Source organism: Paenarthrobacter sp. 10L412, assembly GCF_056395565.1.
Genome location: NZ_JBFTJT010000006.1, coordinates 18,583 through 37,061 on the forward strand (window position 1 = coordinate 18,583; position 18,479 = coordinate 37,061).

The 18,479-nt window shown below is 61.8% G+C and carries 14 protein-coding genes; 3 read left to right on the top strand and 11 right to left on the bottom strand.

What is annotated here, in order from left to right:
• Positions 1-149 precede the first annotated feature (149 nt).
• The 8 genes from AC1DD7_RS08120 to glmS all read right to left on the bottom strand — a co-directional run bounded on the left by AC1DD7_RS08120 (position 150) and on the right by glmS (position 12,917).
• Positions 150-1,235 (bottom strand): inositol-3-phosphate synthase, encoded by a 1,086-nt coding sequence (locus tag AC1DD7_RS08120; RefSeq protein ID WP_477514554.1) that lies wholly within the window; start codon positions 1,233-1,235, stop codon positions 150-152.
• A gap of 170 nt (positions 1,236-1,405) precedes the next feature.
• Positions 1,406-2,443 carry an L-glyceraldehyde 3-phosphate reductase gene (gene mgrA, locus AC1DD7_RS08125; protein ID WP_431115908.1) on the bottom strand — a complete coding sequence of 346 codons (1,038 nt, stop codon included), beginning with the start codon at positions 2,441-2,443 and terminating at the stop codon, positions 1,406-1,408.
• Between the two features lie 60 nt (positions 2,444-2,503).
• Entirely contained in the window at positions 2,504-4,297 is a 1,794-nt protein-coding gene (gene treZ, locus AC1DD7_RS08130; protein WP_477514555.1) for a malto-oligosyltrehalose trehalohydrolase, read from the bottom strand.
• A gap of 70 nt (positions 4,298-4,367) precedes the next feature.
• Positions 4,368-6,680: a malto-oligosyltrehalose synthase gene (treY, locus tag AC1DD7_RS08135; protein WP_477514556.1), complete on the bottom strand. Its 2,313-nt coding sequence runs from the start codon at positions 6,678-6,680 to the stop codon at positions 4,368-4,370.
• Positions 6,677-9,022: a glycogen debranching protein GlgX gene (gene glgX / locus AC1DD7_RS08140; RefSeq protein ID WP_477514557.1), complete on the bottom strand. Its 2,346-nt coding sequence runs from the start codon at positions 9,020-9,022 to the stop codon at positions 6,677-6,679. Before glgX ends, treY begins: the two co-directional genes overlap by 4 nt.
• Before the next feature lie 69 nt (positions 9,023-9,091).
• On the bottom strand, positions 9,092-10,663 hold the full coding sequence (locus AC1DD7_RS08145; protein ID WP_477514558.1) for an NAD(P)H-hydrate dehydratase: 1,572 nt from the start codon (positions 10,661-10,663) through the stop codon (positions 9,092-9,094).
• A gap of 18 nt (positions 10,664-10,681) precedes the next feature.
• On the bottom strand, positions 10,682-11,029 hold the full coding sequence (locus tag AC1DD7_RS08150) for a holo-ACP synthase (protein WP_216925115.1): 348 nt from the start codon (positions 11,027-11,029) through the stop codon (positions 10,682-10,684).
• Positions 11,030-11,033: 4 nt separating this feature from the next.
• Complete coding sequence (gene glmS, locus AC1DD7_RS08155; protein WP_477514559.1) at positions 11,034-12,917, bottom strand: glutamine--fructose-6-phosphate transaminase (isomerizing); 1,884 nt, start codon at positions 12,915-12,917, stop codon at positions 11,034-11,036.
• A gap of 144 nt (positions 12,918-13,061) precedes the next feature.
• Here glmS and coaA point away from each other — a divergent pair, with 144 nt between their 5' ends.
• A complete protein-coding gene (coaA, locus tag AC1DD7_RS08160) occupies positions 13,062-14,027 on the top strand; it encodes a type I pantothenate kinase (protein ID WP_223946540.1) in 966 nt (321 codons plus the stop codon).
• 1 nt (position 14,028) lies between these two features.
• The gene (locus tag AC1DD7_RS08165) at positions 14,029-14,883 is read left to right on the top strand and encodes a M15 family metallopeptidase (protein WP_477514560.1); all 855 of its coding nucleotides are present in this window, start codon (positions 14,029-14,031) and stop codon (positions 14,881-14,883) included.
• 102 nt (positions 14,884-14,985) lie between these two features.
• On the opposite strand, the gene glmM is transcribed toward AC1DD7_RS08165, so the two are convergent.
• From glmM to rplM, 3 genes are all read right to left on the bottom strand, one after another.
• Positions 14,986-16,350 (bottom strand): phosphoglucosamine mutase, encoded by a 1,365-nt coding sequence (gene glmM / locus AC1DD7_RS08170; RefSeq protein ID WP_477514561.1) that lies wholly within the window; start codon positions 16,348-16,350, stop codon positions 14,986-14,988.
• A gap of 177 nt (positions 16,351-16,527) precedes the next feature.
• Positions 16,528-17,034, bottom strand: a complete 507-nt coding sequence (gene rpsI, locus AC1DD7_RS08175; RefSeq protein ID WP_216925110.1) for a 30S ribosomal protein S9 — start codon at positions 17,032-17,034, stop codon at positions 16,528-16,530.
• Between the two features lie 38 nt (positions 17,035-17,072).
• The gene (rplM, locus tag AC1DD7_RS08180) at positions 17,073-17,516 is read right to left on the bottom strand and encodes a 50S ribosomal protein L13 (RefSeq protein ID WP_011775554.1); all 444 of its coding nucleotides are present in this window, start codon (positions 17,514-17,516) and stop codon (positions 17,073-17,075) included.
• Positions 17,517-17,803: 287 nt separating this feature from the next.
• On the opposite strand from rplM, the gene AC1DD7_RS08185 reads away from it, so the two are divergent.
• Positions 17,804-18,448, top strand: a complete 645-nt coding sequence (locus AC1DD7_RS08185; RefSeq protein ID WP_477514562.1) for a prepilin peptidase — start codon at positions 17,804-17,806, stop codon at positions 18,446-18,448.
• The last annotated feature ends 31 nt before the right edge of the window (positions 18,449-18,479 follow it).

Here is an 18,479-nt window from a genome sequence, read left to right on the forward strand (position 1 = left end):
CCCAAAAGCGTCAGGACGTGAGAGAAGGACCGCCGAAGAGCGTCAGGATGTGAGAGAGCATCGGAAGCACAAAAGACGCCCTCCCATGCGAGTGGGAGGGCGTCTTTTGTCAGCGCTCGGGCTTTAGCCGTCGGGCTTTAACGCAAGGGTTAGCGCTCGATGTCGCCGCGGATGAAGGCTTCCACTTTGTCGCGGGCGATGTCGTCGTTGAACTGCTCCGGCGGGGACTTCATGAAGTAGCTGGACGCGGAGAGCAGCGGGCCGCCGATGCCGCGGTCCAGGCCAATCTTGGCGGCGCGAATGGCGTCGATGATCACACCAGCGGAGTTCGGGGAATCCCATACTTCGAGCTTGTATTCCAGGGATACGGGAGCATCACCGAAGTTGCGGCCCTCGAGGCGGACGAAGGCCCACTTGCGGTCATCAAGCCAGGCAACGTAATCGGACGGCCCGATGTGGACGTCATCAGCGTGAAGCTCAGCCTCAACGTTGGAGGTGACGGCCTGCGTCTTGGAGATCTTCTTGGACTCGAGGCGATCGCGCTCAAGCATGTTCTTGAAGTCCATGTTGCCGCCAACGTTCAGCTGGTACGTGCGGTCCAAGGTGACGCCGCGGTCCTCGAACAGCTTGGCCATCACGCGGTGGGTGATGGTGGCACCGATCTGGCTCTTGATGTCGTCGCCCACGATCGGAACACCGGCTGCAGTGAACTTGTCAGCCCACTCCTTGGTTCCGGCAATGAAGACGGGGAGAGCGTTGACGAAGGCCACGCCGGCGTCGATGGCACACTGGGCGTAGAACTTGGCAGCCTGCTCCGAACCAACGGGCAGGTAGCAAACCATGACGTCTACCTTGGCTTCGCGGAGGGCAGCAACGATGTCGACGTCCTCCTCGGGAGCTTCGACGATGGTCTCGCGGTAGTACTTGCCCAGGCCGTCAAGGGTATGTCCACGCTGAACGGTGACTCCGGTGGCAGGGACGTCGGCGATCTTGATGGTGTTGTTTTCGCTGGCGCCGATGGCGTCGGCCAGGTCCAGTCCAACCTTCTTGCTATCAACGTCGAAAGCAGTAACGAACTGAACATCGTTGACGTGGTACTGGCCGAACTCGACGTGCATCAGACCCGGAATCGTGGCCTTGGGGTCAGCGTCGCGATAGTACTGAACACCTTGGACCAACGATGCGGCGCAGTTTCCTACGCCGACAATGGCAACACGAATCGGATGTGAAGACACGGAACTCCTTTTGAGAACTAAACCTCAGGTGCCAGGCGCAAACTCTGACTGAGCTCAGAGCACGACTGATTGGCACGGCGCCAGTTGGCGCACTCTTGCATTGTAGCCAACAGAGAAGGGGCCGGCTTTGTTCCCGCCGGCCCCTCCTGTTTTATGTCTTTCGTCTTGGTTTACTCCTGCGCCCACAGATTGATGTCGGATTCGACGGCGAATTCGTCGATCGCAGTCAGCTCATCAGTAGTGAACTTCAGGTTGTTGATGGCACTCAGCGTGTCTTCAAGCTGCGAAACGCTGGAGGCCCCAACAAGCGCGGATGTTACGGGAGAGCCCTTCGGCTGGTCACGGAGAATCCATGCAATGGCCATCTGTGCCAGGGTCTGTCCCCGGCCCTCGGCGATGGCGTTGAGTCCCCGAACGCGGTCCAGCTTGTCCTCCGTCAATGCGGATTCGGAGAGGAACCGTTCCTTGGCGGCCCGCGAGTCGGCCGGAACACCATTGAGGTAGCGGTTGGTCAGCATCCCCTGGGCAAGAGGCGAGAAGGCGATGGAGCCGGCGCCCACCTGGTCCAGTGCCTCGTAGAGGTTCGGCGAACCGTTCTCGGTCCATCGGTTCAGCATGGAGTAGCTGGGCTGGTGGATCAGCAGCGGCGTGCCGAGTTCCTTCAGGATCCGGGCTGCCTCGAGCGTCTGCTCGGGGGTGTAGGAAGAGATACCTGCGTACAAGGCTTTGCCGGACCGGACCGCGTAGTCCAGCGCCCCCATGGTTTCCTCCAACGGCGTCTCGGGGTCCGGACGGTGGCTGTAGAAGATATCCACGTAGTCCAGGCCCATGCGCTGCAGGGACTGGTCAAGGCTGGAGATCAGGTACTTGCGGGAACCCCATTCACCATAGGGGCCCGGCCACATGTAGTAGCCGGCCTTGGTGGATATGACGAGCTCGTCACGGTACGGCTTGAAGTCTTCCTTCAGGTGGCGCCCGAAGTTCGTTTCTGCCGACCCATCCGGCGGGCCATAGTTGTTGGCGAGGTCGAAGTGGTTGACACCCAGATCGAACGCACGGCGCAGAATGGCGCGCTGTTCGTCGAACCGCTTGTCGTCGCCGAAGTTGTGCCAAAGGCCCAGCGAGATAGCGGGGAGCTTGAGACCACTGCGTCCCACGCGGCGGTAGGGCATGGTTTCGTAGCGGTTTTCCGCAGCCGAATAAGTCATACGTACCATCCTGCCACTGCACAGATCACGGTGTTCGGGCTGTCCGCAATGTGGGCGCCGTCACCCTTGTCGCTGCTCGCCTTGCTGGACACGCACGACGGCGGCGCTCCCGCCCGGAAGGGTCAGCGAACCGTCCTCGAGGACTGCTTCGGTGTCGGTTGCCAGCAGCAGGGACCCACCCATAGGCGAATCCAACGGCTCGTCTCCAAAGTTGCACACCACGCGGATGGTGCCGCGGGTCATCTCCAGCCAGTGCTCGTCGTCGTCGAACTCCACCGTGGTCTCGCCAAAACCACCGTTCACCAGCTCCGGCGTATTCCGGCGCAGCTGTGCTAAATCCCGATACAGCTGCAGCAGGCGGGCGTGGTCCCCGGCGCCGGGCTCGCTCCAGTCCAGCTTTGAGCGCTTGAAAGTTTCGGGGTCCTGGGGATCGGGCACAACGGCAGGATCCCAGCCCATCCGTTCAAATTCCTTGATCCGACCCTTCGCCGTGGCCTCCCCCAATTCCGGTTCGGGGTGGGAGGTGAAGAACTGCCACGGCGTGGAAGCCCCAAATTCCTCTCCCATGAAAAGCATGGGTGTGAAGGGCGATGTCATGGTCAGCACTGCGCCGATCGCCAACCGACCAAATGACAGTGACGCAGTTAGCCGGTCACCGGTGGCACGGTTGCCGATTTGATCGTGGTTTTGCAGGCAAACTACCAAGGCGGAAGGATGCGCGAGGTCGTGCCGGATCGGCCGGCCGTGGTGACGTCCCCGGAAACTTGAGTAGCTGCCATCGTGGAGGAAGCCGTGCTCAAGGACTTTGGCGAGGACAGCGAGGGACTCGAAGTCGGCGTAGTACCCGGTGGTTTCACCGCTCAGGTTCACGTGCAGGGCGTGGTGGAAGTCGTCGCTCCATTGGCCTTCCAAGCCATAACCGTTGTCCCTACGGGGGTAGATGAGCCGCGGATTGTTCAAGTCCGATTCCGCAATCAGGGTTTTAGTAACCCCGGTCTCCGCTTCGATCTGGTCTCCCAGCTCGCCAAAGTCCTCAAGGATGTGCACGGCACGTTCGTCCCGCAGGGCGTGCACGGCGTCGAGCCTGAGCCCGTCTACGTGATAGTCGCGGAGCCACATCGCCGCATTCTCCAGGATGTACCGGCGAACCTCGTCGGACCCAGGACCATCGAGGTTTACCGAATCACCCCACGTGTTGCCTTCCCCCGATTTCAGGTAGGGGCCAAATTTGGCAAGGTAATTGCCGCTGGGTCCAAGATGGTTATAGACCACGTCCTGGATGACCCCCAAGCCAGCGGCGTGGGCGGCGTCGACGAACCGTTGGTAGGCCTCCGGGCCACCGTAGGGCTCGTGGATGGCGTACCAAAGCACGCCGTCGTAGCCCCAGTTGTGAACTCCGTTAAATGCATTGACCGGGAGCAGTTCAATGAAGTCGACGCCCAAGTCCACCAAGTAGTCCAGTTTCCGGGCGGCAGCGTCAAGTGTGCCTTCGGGAGTGAACGTGCCCAGGTGGAGCTCATAAATGACGGATCCTTTGAGGCTGCGACCCTTCCACTGAGCATCCCCCCACTGGTAGGCGGCAGGGTCGAAGGTAGCGGACAATCCGTGCACCCCGTTCGGCTGCCGCCTCGAGCGCGGATCGGGGAACGGTCCCTCGCCGTCCACGACGTAGCCGTACGCAACCGCGTCGCCTTCCTGGCCAGTGACCTCGGCCGACGCGCGCCACCAACCTGTAGCGCCGCCGTCGGGAATTTGTTCCATCTGGTGCTCGCTGCCTCCGGCGAGCAGCTTCACGGATCCGGCGTTGGGTGCCCAGACGTCGTAACGATTTTTTCCAGCAGCGTGCTCCAGCATCGTGTCCCCTGTGCTTGTTTTAGCTTGCGTTGCAGTGGCGGTGTTGGTGGGTGTTCGTGTTTTCAGCGGATCAGTCAGCGGGCACCAGCAGTGCCACCGGGTAGTGCCCCAGCAGCTTGGCGACTGCGACCGAACCGGCGTCGTACTTGGTTCCGGTCAATTCGTCGTGGCAGTTCACCGGCAGGTCGATGGCCGTGTCCCGCCAACCGCCTTCCCGCGCGAGGCGCTTGGGCAGCCGCGTGCCAACGGTGATGGCGCCAAGCGCGTCCACACCGCGGCTGAACGCAACCACGTGTTCAGCCGCCGCACCGATCGCATGCATGGGCTGGTAGCCGCCGAACAGCTCCGGCCGGTCCCGACGCAACCTGAGCGCCCTGGAGACCACCAACAGTTTGGCAGCTTCCTCCGTGAACTCAGGCCGCGCACCGGTATCGAGTTCCGCGAGAGCCGCGGTCCGGGCTTGGAAGTCCACTGGTCGCCGATTGTCGGGGTCAGTCAGTGACCCGTCCCGGAACTCTGTGCCCTGATAGACGTCCGGAACGCCGGGCATGGTCAGTTGGATGAGCTTGGCCGAAAGCGAGTTCGAGGTTCCATGAGGTTCCAGTTCCTCGACGAAATTCTCCAGCGCGGCAGCGACCTCGGGGACATCAAAAACGGCGTCGACGGCGGCAGCCAAGTGACGCTCGAAATCCAGGTTGGGGTCGGTCCAGTTGGTCGAATTACCGGCTTCGCGGGCGGCCTTGAGCGCATACGATTGGAGGCGCCCGCGATCGGCGGGCCAAGCGCCTGCAATGGACTGCCAAACGAGGGCGGCCAGCGGACCGTCCGGGATGGGCGCCAGCTCCTGGACAGTGCCAAGGAAGAGTTCCCATTCGGGAACAGATTCGGAAATGACCGAAATCCTGGCCCGGGCGTCCTCGCTGCGCTTGGTGTCGTGGGTGCTCAGCGTGGTCATGGAGAGCGGGATCTCTGCCTGACGACGTGCCATGCGCTCGTGGAACCCATCAGGGGAAAGCGCAAATTCAGTGGGATCAGCGCCCACTTCGGTGAGCGTCCCCAAGCGTGTGTAGCGGAAGAATGCGGTGTCCTCCACACCCTTGGCCATAACCATGCCGGAGGTCTGTTGGAAACGGCGGGCGAGTTCCCCGGTGGTATCAGTCAGGAGAGGCCTCAGCCCGTTCAGCACAGACCGGAGCCCCGGCCGATGTTGCCCTGCGCGTTCCATGGCTTCTTCCAGGATCTCCTGGCCGTGCGGAAGGTAGGTCCTGTAGACGGGGAACCAGCAAATAATCTCCGCCAGGGCATCGGCTACCTGGGCGCGGGGCAATTCCGGCGACTCAGGAACAAGCCGGGACAACCGGAGGATTTCAGACCTCAGGATGCCATCGGCGATGCGCCGTTTGGTCCCGTGGATCATGTTCCCATAGTCAGCCGGCTGGGCTGCATCCCGCAGCCGGGCATCGAGGGAGTCCAGGTATTCCTCGGCTGCTGGGTCCACGAACAGGCGGTCTACGTCCGCCAGCGCGTCATACCCTGTGGTGCCTTCGCAATCAAAGGTTTCCGGCAGTTTCTCTCCCGGCTCAAGGATCTTCTCCACCAGGAAGTACGCCCCGCCCGTCTCCTTGCGAAGCCTTGCCAGATACCCTTCAGGATCCGCCAGCCCATCGGGGTGATCGATCCTGAGGCCATCCACCAGCTCTTCGCGGAACCACCGCACGATTTCCTCATGCGCCTCATCGAAGACCCACGGAACCTCGACGCGGACGCCGGCCAGTGTGTTCACTGCGAAGAAGCGGCGGTAGTTCAGTTCAGCGTCCGCCCGGCGCCAGCCCACCAGTTCATAGTGCTGTCGCGAATGAACGTCCTGCGGGCTGTCCCCGTCAGAAAAGCTGCCCTCGGCCAACGGAAACCGGTGATCGTAGTAGTGCAGTTCGCCGTCCACCACCGTGAGCTGCTCAAGGTCGTCATCGCTGCCGAGCACGGGGATACGGATCTTTCCGCCCCCAAAGCCCCAGTCGACGTCGAACGCTTCCGCGTACTTGGACGAGCGACCCTCCTTCAGGAGCTGCCACCACCAGGCATTCTGTCCTGGCGAGGCGACACCCATGTGGTTGGGAACAATGTCCGCCAGGATGCCAAGTCCCTTCGAGCGGGCGGCCTTGGACAACGCAGCCAGACCCTCGGCTCCGCCCCGGGCAGGATCCACGGACGAAGGATCCGTGACGTCATAACCGTGGTCTGAGCCTTCCTCCGCTGTGAGGATCGGCGATACATAGATCCAATCGACCCCAAGGTTGTGCAGGTATCCGGTGAGTTCCGCAGCGTCCTGAAGCGTAAAGCTTTGGCGGATTTGCAGCCTATACGTTGAAACGGGGGTCCTCATGAGTCCGCCTTCTTCGAAGTACGGCGCTTCCGTGCGGGTTTTGATTCCGCAACGGGCGGATCTCCCCCGTCGGAAGCGCTGACCGCCTCTGACCCATTCGCAGACCGAGCGTTCGGAGACGAATCCGTGGGCAGCGAATTCACCGCAGGAGCTGTGAGCGAAGCCGTCTCGGGTGTGTTTGTCTGACTGAGCGCAGCAAGGGAGGCTGCCACTGAATGGTCCGGCTCAGACTCTGGCGTGCTGTGGGCACGAAGCACTACAAGCGACTTCGCCGCGATCATCAGGATCTGATCCGCCTTCACGACGTCTGAATCAGCGCCTTCACCGCCGGTGTCGATCATGACGTCCCACGCCGGGGCATATTCGTCTGATGGCACGCGGAACCCGACCTCGTCCTCGTCCGCATTGAAATACAGCAGGAAATTGACGTCGGTGATCCGGCGGCCCTGTGTATCCCGTCCGTGGATACCGTCACCGTTCAAGAACACTCCAACAGAACGGCCCAGCGCGGTGTCCCAATCCGACGGCGTCATGGTGCTGGCGTCGGCATCCAGCCATACGATGTCCGGAAGCCGCTCCCCCTCGCCTCGCAGCACGGGCCGTCCGTCGAAGAATCTGCTTCGGCGGAGGCTGGGGTGTTTGGCCCGCAGGGCGCTAACAGCAGCCGTGAACTCCACCAAGGGCTGGTCAACGCTATCCCAATGGATCCAGGTGAGCTCGGAGTCCTGACAGTAACCGTTGTTATTGCCGTGCTGCGTTCTTCCAAGTTCATCGCCGTGCAGGAGCATGGGAACGCCCTGCGACAGGAAGAGCGAGGCGATGAAGTTCCGCTGCTGGCGGGCCCTTAGACCTAGAACCTTGGGGTCGTCCGTGGGGCCTTCGACGCCACAGTTCCATGAGCGGTTGTGCGATTCGCCGTCGTTGTTGCCCTCACCGTTGGCTTCGTTGTGTTTCTCGTTGTACGACACGAGGTCGGCCAGTGTGAAGCCGTCGTGGGCTGTGACGAAGTTGATGGATGCCACAGGCCGGCGCCCCGAGTGCTCGTAGAGGTCGGCAGAGCCTGTCAGACGCGAGGCAAATTCACCAAGCGTGGAGGGCTCGCCGCGCCAGAAGTCGCGGACAGTGTCCCGGTATTGGCCGTTCCATTCAGTCCATTGCGGTGGGAAGTTGCCCACCTGATATCCGCCCGGACCGACGTCCCATGGCTCGGCGATGAGCTTCACCTGGGACACAACGGGGTCCTGCTGGATGAGTTCGAAGAAGGTTGACAGCTTGTCCACGTCGTAGAATTCGCGGGCCAGCGTGGACGCGAGGTCGAAACGGAACCCGTCCACGTGCATCTCCGTCACCCAGTAGCGGAGCGAATCCATCAGCAGCTGGAGTGAATGCGGACTGCGGACATTCAAGGAATTGCCGGTGCCGGTGTAGTCCATGTAGTACTTTTGGTCGTTCTCCACCAGGCGGTAGTAGGCGGAATTGTCGATGCCCTTAAAGGACAACGTGGGCCCCAGATGGTTGCCCTCAGCCGTGTGGTTGTAAACGACGTCCAGGATGACTTCGATCCCGGCGTTGTGCAGGGATCGCACCATGGCCTTGAAGTCCTGGACCTGCTGGCCGGTATCACCCTTGGAGCTGTAACTGTTGTGCGGGGCGAAGAAGCCGATGGTGTTGTAGCCCCAGTAGTTGTTCAGGCCCTTATCCTGCAGGATGCCGTCGTTGACGAACTGGTGCACCGGCATGAGCTCGATCGCAGTAATACCCAACTTTTGAAGGTGGGAGATGACTGCGGGGTGGGCGACACCGGCGTACGTTCCGCGCTGTTCCTCGGGAACCTCTGGATGCAGCTGGGTAAGTCCCTTGACGTGGGCCTCGTAGATAACCGACTTGTGGTACGGAATCTTCAGTAGTTTGTCGCCGTCCCAGTCGAAGAACGGGTTAATGACGACGCCCAGCATCATGTGCGGCGCGGAGTCGGCGTCGTTCCGGGAGTCAGGGTCCCCCATGTTGTAGGAGAACAGTGCCGGGTCCCAGTCGATCTGCCGGTGGATGGCCTTGGCATATGGGTCCAGCAACAGCTTGTTGGGGTTGAACCGTTGGCCGGCATCGGGATTATAAGGTCCGTGTACCCGATAGCCATATTTCTGTCCCGGTTGGACTTGCGGCAGGTAGCAGTGCCACACGTAGCCGTCCACCTCGGTGACATCTACGCGGACTTCCCCGCCGTCGTCGTCGAAGAGGCACAGGTCCACTTTCTCGGCCTTCTCGCTGAACAGCGCGAAGTTGGTGCCGGTACCGTCAAAGGTGGCTCCAAGCGGATAGGCCGATCCAGGCCAGACTTCCATGCGTTCTCCTCTGGTGATGCGGATAACTTGCTGCAAGCCTACTCATGACCCCTGACACGGACAGTAACCTTACGGTCTTGAACGGTCGCATTCCGCAGTCAGCGAACCTATGACGCGCGGTACCGCTGCCATGATTGCTGAGGCTGTAAGGGGGCCACCATCAAAATCCTTCGACGCGATCGAGCCGGCGCGGCCGTGAACGCTGGCGGCAACCGCGGCTACAGCAGCCCAGCGGTCGTCCAGTTTCAAACCGAGGGCTGCGTACGCGCCGTCGTCGTCCCTGACCGAGTCCGCAGATTGCGCCAGCAATGCGCCCAGGATGCCGGCCAGGACATCGCCGCTGCCTGCGGTCGCCATCCAGGCAGTGCCCTCGGACTGGCTGAAAACAATGCCCGACGGCGAGGCCACCAGTGTGGTGGCACCCTTCAGCAGGACGGTGGCACCGGTTTGTTGGGCTGCTTGCCGTACGAAGTGCAGCGGCCGGGACTCGACGTCCTCGCGGGTCACGGCAACCTCGCCGGTGGATGGAAGGGATGCCAGCAGCGTCGCAAGTTCCCCGGCGTGGGGAGTGAGGATCCAATGCGCGGGACAACGCTCTGGCAGGATGCTCAAGGCTCCGGCGTCGACGACGACTGGCAGCTCAGCGGCCAGCGCTGACTGCGCCGCGTCCCCAACACGTCCGAGTTGATCCTCCCCGTCCACGCCAGGACCAAGCAACCATACTTGAACGCGTCCAGGATCATCCGTCTCCCACAGGGCCTCCGGAGTCCAACTCAACACATGGCGGGCCGCAGATTCCGGTCCTATATACCGGACCATGCCTGCGCCGGCCACCGCTGCCGCATGGACGCTCAGCACGGCTGCCCCTGCAAAACGAACCGAGCCCGCAACGACACCGAGGACGCCACGGGAGTATTTATGGGAGCGGCGGCCAGGCTTGGGGAGCAAGGCTTGCAGGTCCGTGGCATCAAGCCGGCGCAGCTCAGGGGTATCCAAGGAGTCTTCGATCCCAATCTGCACCAGAGCCACGCGTCCCGCACAGCCTTCGCCTGGGTCTGTCATCAAACCGGCCTTGATGCCACCGAAAGTCACTGTGACGTCGGCATCCAGCACCGGCCAGTGGACCTCCCCTGTGGCGGCATCCAATCCACTGGGGAGATCGCACGCCACCACACAACTGGGCTTCAGCTCCTGAAGGGAAGCAACCAACTCAGCAGAAGCGTCACGCAACCCGCCACGGGCGCCAGTGCCCAGGAGTGCATCGATAATGACGTCGTCGCCCGCGCACACGACGGCAAGTTCCTCTGCGTTTCCGGGATCCAAGCGCAGCACACGGCCACCTGCAGCCAGGAAAGCCGCCAGAGCCTCGGTATGGACTTCCACCGAGGCGAGTACCGCCGTCGTACGCATGCCGCGGCTGGCAAGCATGGAAGCCGCGAAGAGTCCGTCACCGCCGTTATTGCCCTTGCCAGCCAGAACCGTGACGCTGGCGCCGGTCAGCTTGCGCCGGGCCTTGACTACGCGAGCCACTTCCTGTGCCAGGCCGTAGGCGGCCCGCTGCATGAGAACAGCGCCCTCACCGGAGTCCAGGAGCGGTTGTTCCGCGTCCCTGATCTGTTGTCCGGTGAAGGCGCTGATCATCGTTATGTAAAGGTCCGTTTAGCCCTCGGCGAGGACATACGCCGTAGCGATGCCGCCATCGTGGCTCATGGACAGGTGCCAGCGCTTGACGCCCTTGGCGTCAGACACGGCCAGAACCGTTCCTTTGACCTGGACGGTAGGACCATTCTGGTCAAGGCCGATCCAGCAGTCCTGCCAGTTCATGCCAGCGGGAGCACCCAGGACCTTGGCCACCGCTTCCTTGGCAGCGAAGCGGGCAGCCAGTGATCTGGTGTTGAGTTCGCGCTCTGCGGGAACGAACAGCCTGTCCCGCAGTCCGGGGGTCCGCTCCAGCTGCCGGGCGAACCGCTCGATGTCTACGACGTCTACGCCAATGCCAACGATCATGCGGTTATTCTACGGTCACGCTCTTGGCGAGGTTACGCGGCTGATCGACGTCGTAACCCTTCGCCCCGGCCAGTTCAGCAGCAAAGATCTGCAGTGGCACGGTGGTGAGCAGCGGCATGAGCAGCGTGGGCGTCTCCGGAACGTAGAACACGTACTCTGCGTAATCCTTGACCGACTCGTCGCCTTCTTCGGCAATGACCAGCGTACGGGCACCACGTGCGCGGACTTCCTGGATGTTGCTGACAACCTTGGAGTGCAAGGAGTCGCGGCCGCGCGGGGAGGGAACAACCACGAAAACGGGCTGGCCGTCGTCGATCAGGGCGATCGGGCCGTGCTTGAGTTCACCGGCGGCGAAGCCCTCAGCGTGGATGTAGGCAATTTCCTTGAGTTTCAAGGCGCCTTCCAGCGCCACCGGGTAGCCAACATGGCGGCCCAGGAACAGGACGGACTTTTCGTCCTTCATGCTGCGGGCGAGTTCGCGCAAGGGACCTGCGTTGTCCAGGATCTTCTGAATCTTGGCCGGGATCTTGTTCAGGTCCGCGAGGACGTCCTTGATCTGGCCTGAGAAGATGTTGCCACGCAGCTGGGCCAGGTAAAGGCCAAGCAGGTAAGCGGCGGTGATCTGCGCGAGGAACGCCTTGGTGGACGCAACAGCGATCTCCGGACCAGCGTGCGTGTAAAGCACGGCATCGGATTCACGCGGAATGGTGGAACCGTTGGTGTTGCAGATGGAGATCGTCTTGGCGCCCTGTTCGCGGGCGTAGCGGACCGCCATGAGCGTATCCATGGTCTCGCCCGACTGGCTGATGGAAACCACGAGGGTGTTGGCGTCGACGATCGGATCGCGGTAACGGAACTCGTGTGCGAGCTCTACTTCCGTGGGGATACGGCACCAGTTTTCGATGGCGTACTTGGCAACCAGGCCAGCGTAGGCTGCGGTGCCGCATGCCAGAACGATGATCTTGTCAACCTGCTTGAGGAGCTCAGGATCGATGCGGACTTCGTCCAGCGTCAGCTTTCCGTTGAGGTCCGAGCGTCCCAGGAGAGTCTGGGCTACGGCGTCGGGCTGGTCGTGGATTTCCTTCTCCATGAAGGAGCTGAAGCCACCCTTTTCGGCAGAAGCCGGGTCCCAGTCAACGTGGTATTCCTTGCCTTCAGCGGGAGCGCCGAAGAAGTCTGTGATCTCCACGGAGTCCGCGGTGATGGTGACGATCTGGTCCTGGCCGAGTTCCACGGCGCGGCGCGTGTAGTCGATGAAGCCGGAGACGTCCGAGCCGAGGAAGTTCTCGCCGTCGCCAAGGCCAACCACGAGCGGGGAGTTGCGGCGGGCGGCCACGACGACGTCGGGCTGGTCCGCATGGACGGCGAGGAGGGTGAATGCACCCTCCAGACGCTGGCAGGCCAGGCGCATCGCCTTGGTGAGGTCGCCGCCGTTGCCATTGAGATCGTTGCGGAAGATCTCGCCAACCAAGGCTGCAGCAACTTCGGTGTCCGTTTCCGATTCGAACGTGACGCCCTTGCCGAGCAGTTCCTGCTTGAGCTCGGCGAAGTTTTCGATGATGCCGTTGTGAATCAACGCCAGACGCCCGCCATCGGAAAGGTGAGGGTGTGCGTTACGGTCGGTGGGTCCACCATGCGTGGCCCAACGGGTGTGGCCAATGCCGGTCAGGGATTCAGGGACCGGGTTTGCTTCCAGTTCACTGATCAGGTTGCTCAACTTGCCGGACTTTTTACGGGACGAGATGGTTCCATCAGCCACCACTGCGACGCCAGCGGAGTCATAGCCGCGGTACTCAAGACGACGCAGCCCCTCCACGACGACGTCAAGGGCGCTGTGACCAGCTGCCTTACGAGACGAATTGCCAACATAGCCTACGATTCCACACATGGGTATAAGCCTAACGGCTAGGTCAAACAACTGATGTGGGACGTCCCCTCTCCAGCTCTTGCCCCCGACGAGTTAATCACCCGCAATTCACCTTCACGTCGTCCCGCATTTCCTGATCCGCCGGGCTAAGGGCAGAATCAGAACGTGACTTTGCAACGCACCGAAGCAAACGGCGACGGCGCTTCCCCCTTTGTTGAGCTGGACCGCCAAACGTGGTCCCGGCTTGCAGCACAGATGGAGCAGCCCCTCAACGAAGAGGACATTTTCCGCCTGCGAGGCCTCGGCGATCCCCTCGATATGAAGGAAGTGCGGGAGGTATACCTCCCCCTTTCGCGGCTTCTGCACCTCTACGTTGAGGCTTCACATCAACTTCACGCGGCAACAACCACGTTCTTGGGTGAGCAAACACAGCGCACGCCGTTTGTCATTGGTGTGGCTGGTTCCGTTGCCGTTGGAAAGTCCACCATCGCCCGCGTGCTCCGTGAAATGCTGCGGCGCTGGCCGGGCACACCCAACGTAGAACTCATCACCACGGACGGCTTCCTCTACCCGCTGGCGGAGCTGAAGCGCCGGCACTTGCTGGAACGCAAGGGTTTCCCGGAGTCCTACGACCGCCGGGCGCTATTGCGTTTTGTGTCGGAAATCAAAGGCGGAGCCGAGGAAGTCCGGGCACCGTGGTACTCCCACGTCACCTACGACATCGTCCCGGGCAAGGAAGTTGTGGTGCGCCGCCCAGACGTACTGATCGTGGAAGGCCTCAACGTTCTGGCCCCTGCCAGGCCCCGCATGGATGGCAAGCAGGGCCTCGCACTGAGCGACTTCTTTGACTTCTCCATCTACGTTGACGCCAAGACCTCCTACATCGAGGAGTGGTACGTGGACCGGTTCCGAAAGCTTCGCACCACAGCCTTCGCGCAGCCAGAGTCCTACTTCCACCGCTACGCCACGCTCTCCGACGAAGATGCCGAGTCAACAGCCCGCGGCATCTGGAAGCGCATCAACGAGCCGAACCTCGAAGAGAACGTGCTCCCCACCCGTGGCCGCGCCCAGTTGGTACTTACCAAGGACGCAGATCACTCCATCCGTCGCATGCTTTTGAGGAAGGTCTAGCGTGGACACCCAACCTCAGCCGATGCCCAGCCGCAGGGCATTCGCGGGTTTCCTCACAGCTGGCGCAGGCCTGGCCGCACTGACTGCCTGCACTCCGGATGGCCCCACCCCCTCTTCTGCAGGGACTTCGGCGACACCGTCCGCCGCTGGCTCAAGCGCCACGCCAACTCAAGTCACTGCCGTTACGCCCGCTGCAGCTAGAGAGCCTTCCAGCAGCCCTTCCAGCGCAGCGCCCTCTCAGGCCGCAGCCAAGCAGTTCTCCCTGACCGATCCAGCCAGCCCATGGGTGGTGGTCAACAAACACCGGCCGTTGAATCCACAAAACTATGTCCCGGCGGATTTGGTTCAGCCGAACATCCGGCTCGCCGTCACCGGCGAAGCAACACTGATGAACAGCACGACGGCGGCTGCCGCAGAAAAGATGTTCGCCGCAGCGGCGGCCGAAGGCGTCACCATGGCATTGGCATCCGGGTACCGCTCCTATTCCACCCAGATGGTCACCTACAACAGCTACGTCGCGAGCAGCGGCCAGGTTGCAGCCGACCGGGCTTCGGCACGCCCCGGTCATTCGGAACACCAAACGGGCTGGTCCTTTGACCTAGCCGACGGCGGAGGTGCCTGCAGTTTCCAACCCTGCTTCGCCGACCAGCCCGCGGCTATTTGGGCCAAAGCCAACGCCCACAAATTCGGTTTCATCGTCCGCTATCCGTGGATGTTCCACGAAACCACCGGATACTTCTACGAGTCCTGGCACCTGCGCTACATCGGCGTCGAAGCAGCGACAGAGATGAACACCCGAGGCATCGCAACTCTTGAGGAGTACTTCGGGTTGGAAGCAGCACCGGACTACCTGTAGGGCCCGTCCCATTAAACGCCGGCACTTTTAAACCAGCTCGGCCCGCTGTCCAGGAACCAGTAAACCGGTGATCAGGAAAGCGGGCCGAAGTTGCTTAAGTTCTTATACAGCCAGTTCGCTCGGAGCGCTCAGGCGTTCTTTGACTACGGCAGCCAGGCTGTTGCAAATTCGCTCGGCCGTCTCCATGTCGGCAGCTTCCACCATGACACGGACGAGGGCCTCGGTTCCGGACGGGCGCAGCAGCACACGGCCGGTTTCGCCCAGTTCCAGTTCAGCAGCGGCTACCGCTGCGGCCACGCCTTCGTCGGTGCCTGCACGGGCCTTGTCCACGCCCTTGACGTTGATCATGAGCTGCGGGAGCTTGGTCATGGCCGTTGCGAGCTCCTTCAAGCTACGACCCGTGAGGGCCACCTGTGCAGCAAGCTGCAGCCCCGTGAGCACGCCATCGCCGGTGGTTGCGTAATCGGAGAAGATCACGTGGCCGGACTGTTCGCCACCCAGGTTGTAGCCGCCGTCGCGCATTTCCTCCAACACGTAACGGTCGCCAACAGCGGTTTCGCGGATGGTGATGCCGGCGTTGCGGAGGGCAATCTTGAGTCCGAGGTTGCTCATGACCGTGGCAACCAGGATGCTGTCCTTGAGCTTGCCCGCTTCATTGAGTGCCAGCGCCAGGATCGCCATGATCTGGTCGCCATCTACTTCGTTGCCTTCGTGGTCTACAGCGAGGCAACGGTCGGCGTCGCCATCGTGGGCGATTCCGAGGTTCGCGCCGTGCTTGACCACCGCTTCTTTCAACGGACCCAGGTGGGTGGAGCCCACGCCGTCGTTGATGTTCAGGCCGTCCGGCTCGGCACCAATGACGACTACGTCTGCGCCGGCATCCTTGAACACCTGCGGCGAACAACCACTCGCCGCGCCGTGAGCGCAGTCCAGGACAACCTTCAGGCCCTCAAGGCGCTTGGGGAGAGTGCCGAGCAGGTGGACGATATAGCGGTCCTCAGCGTCGGAGAAGCGCTGGATGCGTCCGACGTCGCCGCCCACGGGGCGCTGGGGCTCTTTGCCCAACTGCGCTTCGATGGCGTCCTCGACGTGGTCGGGCAGCTTCTGGCCGCCGCGTGCGAAGAACTTGATCCCATTGTCAGGGGCCGGGTTGTGGGAGGCCGAGAGCATAACGCCGAAATCGGCGTCGAGGTCTGCCACCAGGTAGGCCGCAGCCGGGGTGGGCAGCACCCCGGCGTCATAGACATCGATGCCGGAGCTGGAGAGCCCCGCTTCGACGGCGGCGGCAAGGAACTCGCCACTCGCTCTGGGGTCCCGGGCGACTACGGCGCGAGGCCGCTTGCCATCGGTTGTGCGGTCATGGCCGAGTACGACGGCGGCGGCCTGGGCCAGCTGCATAGCCAGCTCGGCTGTGAGCAATCCGTTCGCGAGACCGCGCACGCCATCTGTTCCAAATAATCTAGACATCGGCTCAAGTTTAGACGACGACGGGACACCACCCGTCCAGCAGCGTGTCGGAACGTCATGTGCGCAGGTCAAATCCGACTCCCAGCACGCCTCTTTGAACTGCATAAAGCGCAACTTCTTAAACGGCGAAAGCCCGCCCCGCCGAAACGGCGGAACGGGCTTTCGAGCAAGCGCAGATTAACGCTTGGAGTACTGCTGAGCCTTACGTGCCTTCTTGAGACCAGCCTTCTTACGCTCGATGACGCGGGCGTCACGGCGCAGGTAACCGGCCTTCTTGAGGGTGGCGCGGTTGTTGTCGACGTCGATCTCGTTCAGCGAGCGAGCAACACCGAGGCGCAGTGCACCGGCCTGGCCGGAGATGCCACCGCCGTGGATGCGGGCGATGACGTCGTAGGCGCCTTCAAGATCAAGGATCTTGAAGGGCTCGTTGACATCCTGCTGGTGCAGCTTGTTCGGGAAGTAGTTCTCCAGCGTGCGGCCGTTGATGATCCACTTGCCGGAACCCGGGATGACGCGAACGCGTGCAACGGCTTCCTTGCGGCGGCCAACAGCTGCACCGGCAACGGTCAGTGCCGGGCGCTCCTTCTTGGGCGCATCTTCAACAGATGTGCTTTCAGAGGTGTAGCTGGTGAGGGTTTCCTCAGCCTCGACGGCTTCGGCGGTCAGTTCTTCGTTCTGAGCCACGGTTCTCCTTGTAATAAAAAGTTGTTTGGTGGCCAGGACTACTGGGCGACCTGGGTGATTTCGAAAGTCTTCGGCTGCTGTGCAGCGTGCGGGTGCTCGGGGCCTGCGTAGACCTTGAGCTTGCCCAGCTGCTGAGCGGCGAGGGAGTTCTTGGGGAGCATGCCCTTGATGGCCTTCTCAACAGCGCGAACCGGGTTGGATTCCAGCAGCTCGGCGTAGTTGACGGAGGTCAGGCCGCCCGGGTAACCGGAGTGGCGGTATGCGCGCTTCTGCTCCAGCTTGGCGCCGGTGAGGGCAACCTTTTCAGCGTTGATGATGATGACGAAGTCGCCCATGTCCATGTGGGACGCAAAGGTCGGCTTGTGCTTTCCGCGCAGCAGTGTTGCGGTCTGGCTGGCAAGACGACCAAGGACAACGTCGGTGGCGTCAATGACGTGCCACTGGCGGTTGATATCGCCGGGCTTCGGGGTGTACGTACGCACGGTTTTGCCTCGTTCTTGTTCTGGCGTTCATGTTTTAGGCGACACGCAGTGAGGCGTGTACCTACTATGTATGCGTTACCGGAGCAGAGGTGAGGGCTCTATAGACCAGTCATCCCAGAATCTCGATATGCCTCTTGAGTTAGCGACCCTGCAACTGGATCCCCGAGAAGGCATGTGTCATCGAGATAGGACACGCACAACGACTATAAACAATACCTTCAACGGGCCGTCCGGGTCAAAATGGGGTATCCGCCCCTCGGGGTCGCATGCGCTTTGAGGGAGAGTACATGACCAACGGTCCCGTTTTCCTGCTCCTGCTCGCCGTTGCCGGCTTGCTGTTGAGCCTGGCCGTCGAGTTCGTGATCGCCCGCCGCCTTCCGCGACTAGGCGGACTCCCCTCCCTTAGAGTCCGGATCACGACGGCGGCAGCCACCGCACTGCTCTTTGCCCTGCTGGGGTGGCGCTTTGGATTTACCGCGGAATTGCCGGCGTTCCTTTTATTGGCACTCCTTGGGGTGCAGCTTTCGCGAATTGATTTCACTCTCCATTTGCTACCCAACCCACTTGTTTTGGTCCTGCTAGGGGGCGGTTTTGTTCTCCTTGCCGCGTCCGCTGCACTGGATCCCGCTTGGCCCGAGCTGCTCCGAGCACTCGCTGGAGGCCTCATACTCTTCGTTGCCTACCTGATTCTGGGACTTATTTCGCCGAGAAGCCTCGGAATGGGCGATGTGAAGCTCGCAGCACCCGTCGGACTGTACTTGGGGTACTTGGGTTGGAAGCAAGTACTCTACGGCGGACTACTGGGATTCGCGGTGGGCGGGGTGCTGACGGTGCTTCTGTGGCGGCTGAGTCCCAAGGAAAAGCCCGCAGAAACAGCCCACGGTCCGGCCATGGTCATCGCGGCACTGGGCGTGGCTCTGCTACTTCAATAGTCCTTAGTCTCTTGGGTTTCCCACGACTCTT

What these genes read in the sequence shown, in the direction of transcription:
- glmM (WP_477514561.1), bottom strand. Translation starts at nt 16,350, where the DNA reads ATGTCTAGATTATTTGGAACAGATGGCGTGCGCGGTCTCGCGAACGGA.
- mgrA (WP_431115908.1), bottom strand. Translation starts at nt 2,443, where the DNA reads ATGACTTATTCGGCTGCGGAAAACCGCTACGAAACCATGCCCTACCGC.
- glmS (WP_477514559.1), bottom strand. Translation starts at nt 12,917, where the DNA reads ATGTGTGGAATCGTAGGCTATGTTGGCAATTCGTCTCGTAAGGCAGCT.
- treY (WP_477514556.1), bottom strand. Translation starts at nt 6,680, where the DNA reads ATGAGGACCCCCGTTTCAACGTATAGGCTGCAAATCCGCCAAAGCTTT.
- AC1DD7_RS08185 (WP_477514562.1), top strand. Translation starts at nt 17,804, where the DNA reads ATGACCAACGGTCCCGTTTTCCTGCTCCTGCTCGCCGTTGCCGGCTTG.
- glgX (WP_477514557.1), bottom strand. Translation starts at nt 9,022, where the DNA reads ATGGAAGTCTGGCCTGGATCGGCCTATCCGCTTGGAGCCACCTTTGAC.
- AC1DD7_RS08145 (WP_477514558.1), bottom strand. Translation starts at nt 10,663, where the DNA reads ATGATCAGCGCCTTCACCGGACAACAGATCAGGGACGCGGAACAACCG.
- AC1DD7_RS08150 (WP_216925115.1), bottom strand. Translation starts at nt 11,029, where the DNA reads ATGATCGTTGGCATTGGCGTAGACGTCGTAGACATCGAGCGGTTCGCC.
- treZ (WP_477514555.1), bottom strand. Translation starts at nt 4,297, where the DNA reads ATGCTGGAGCACGCTGCTGGAAAAAATCGTTACGACGTCTGGGCACCC.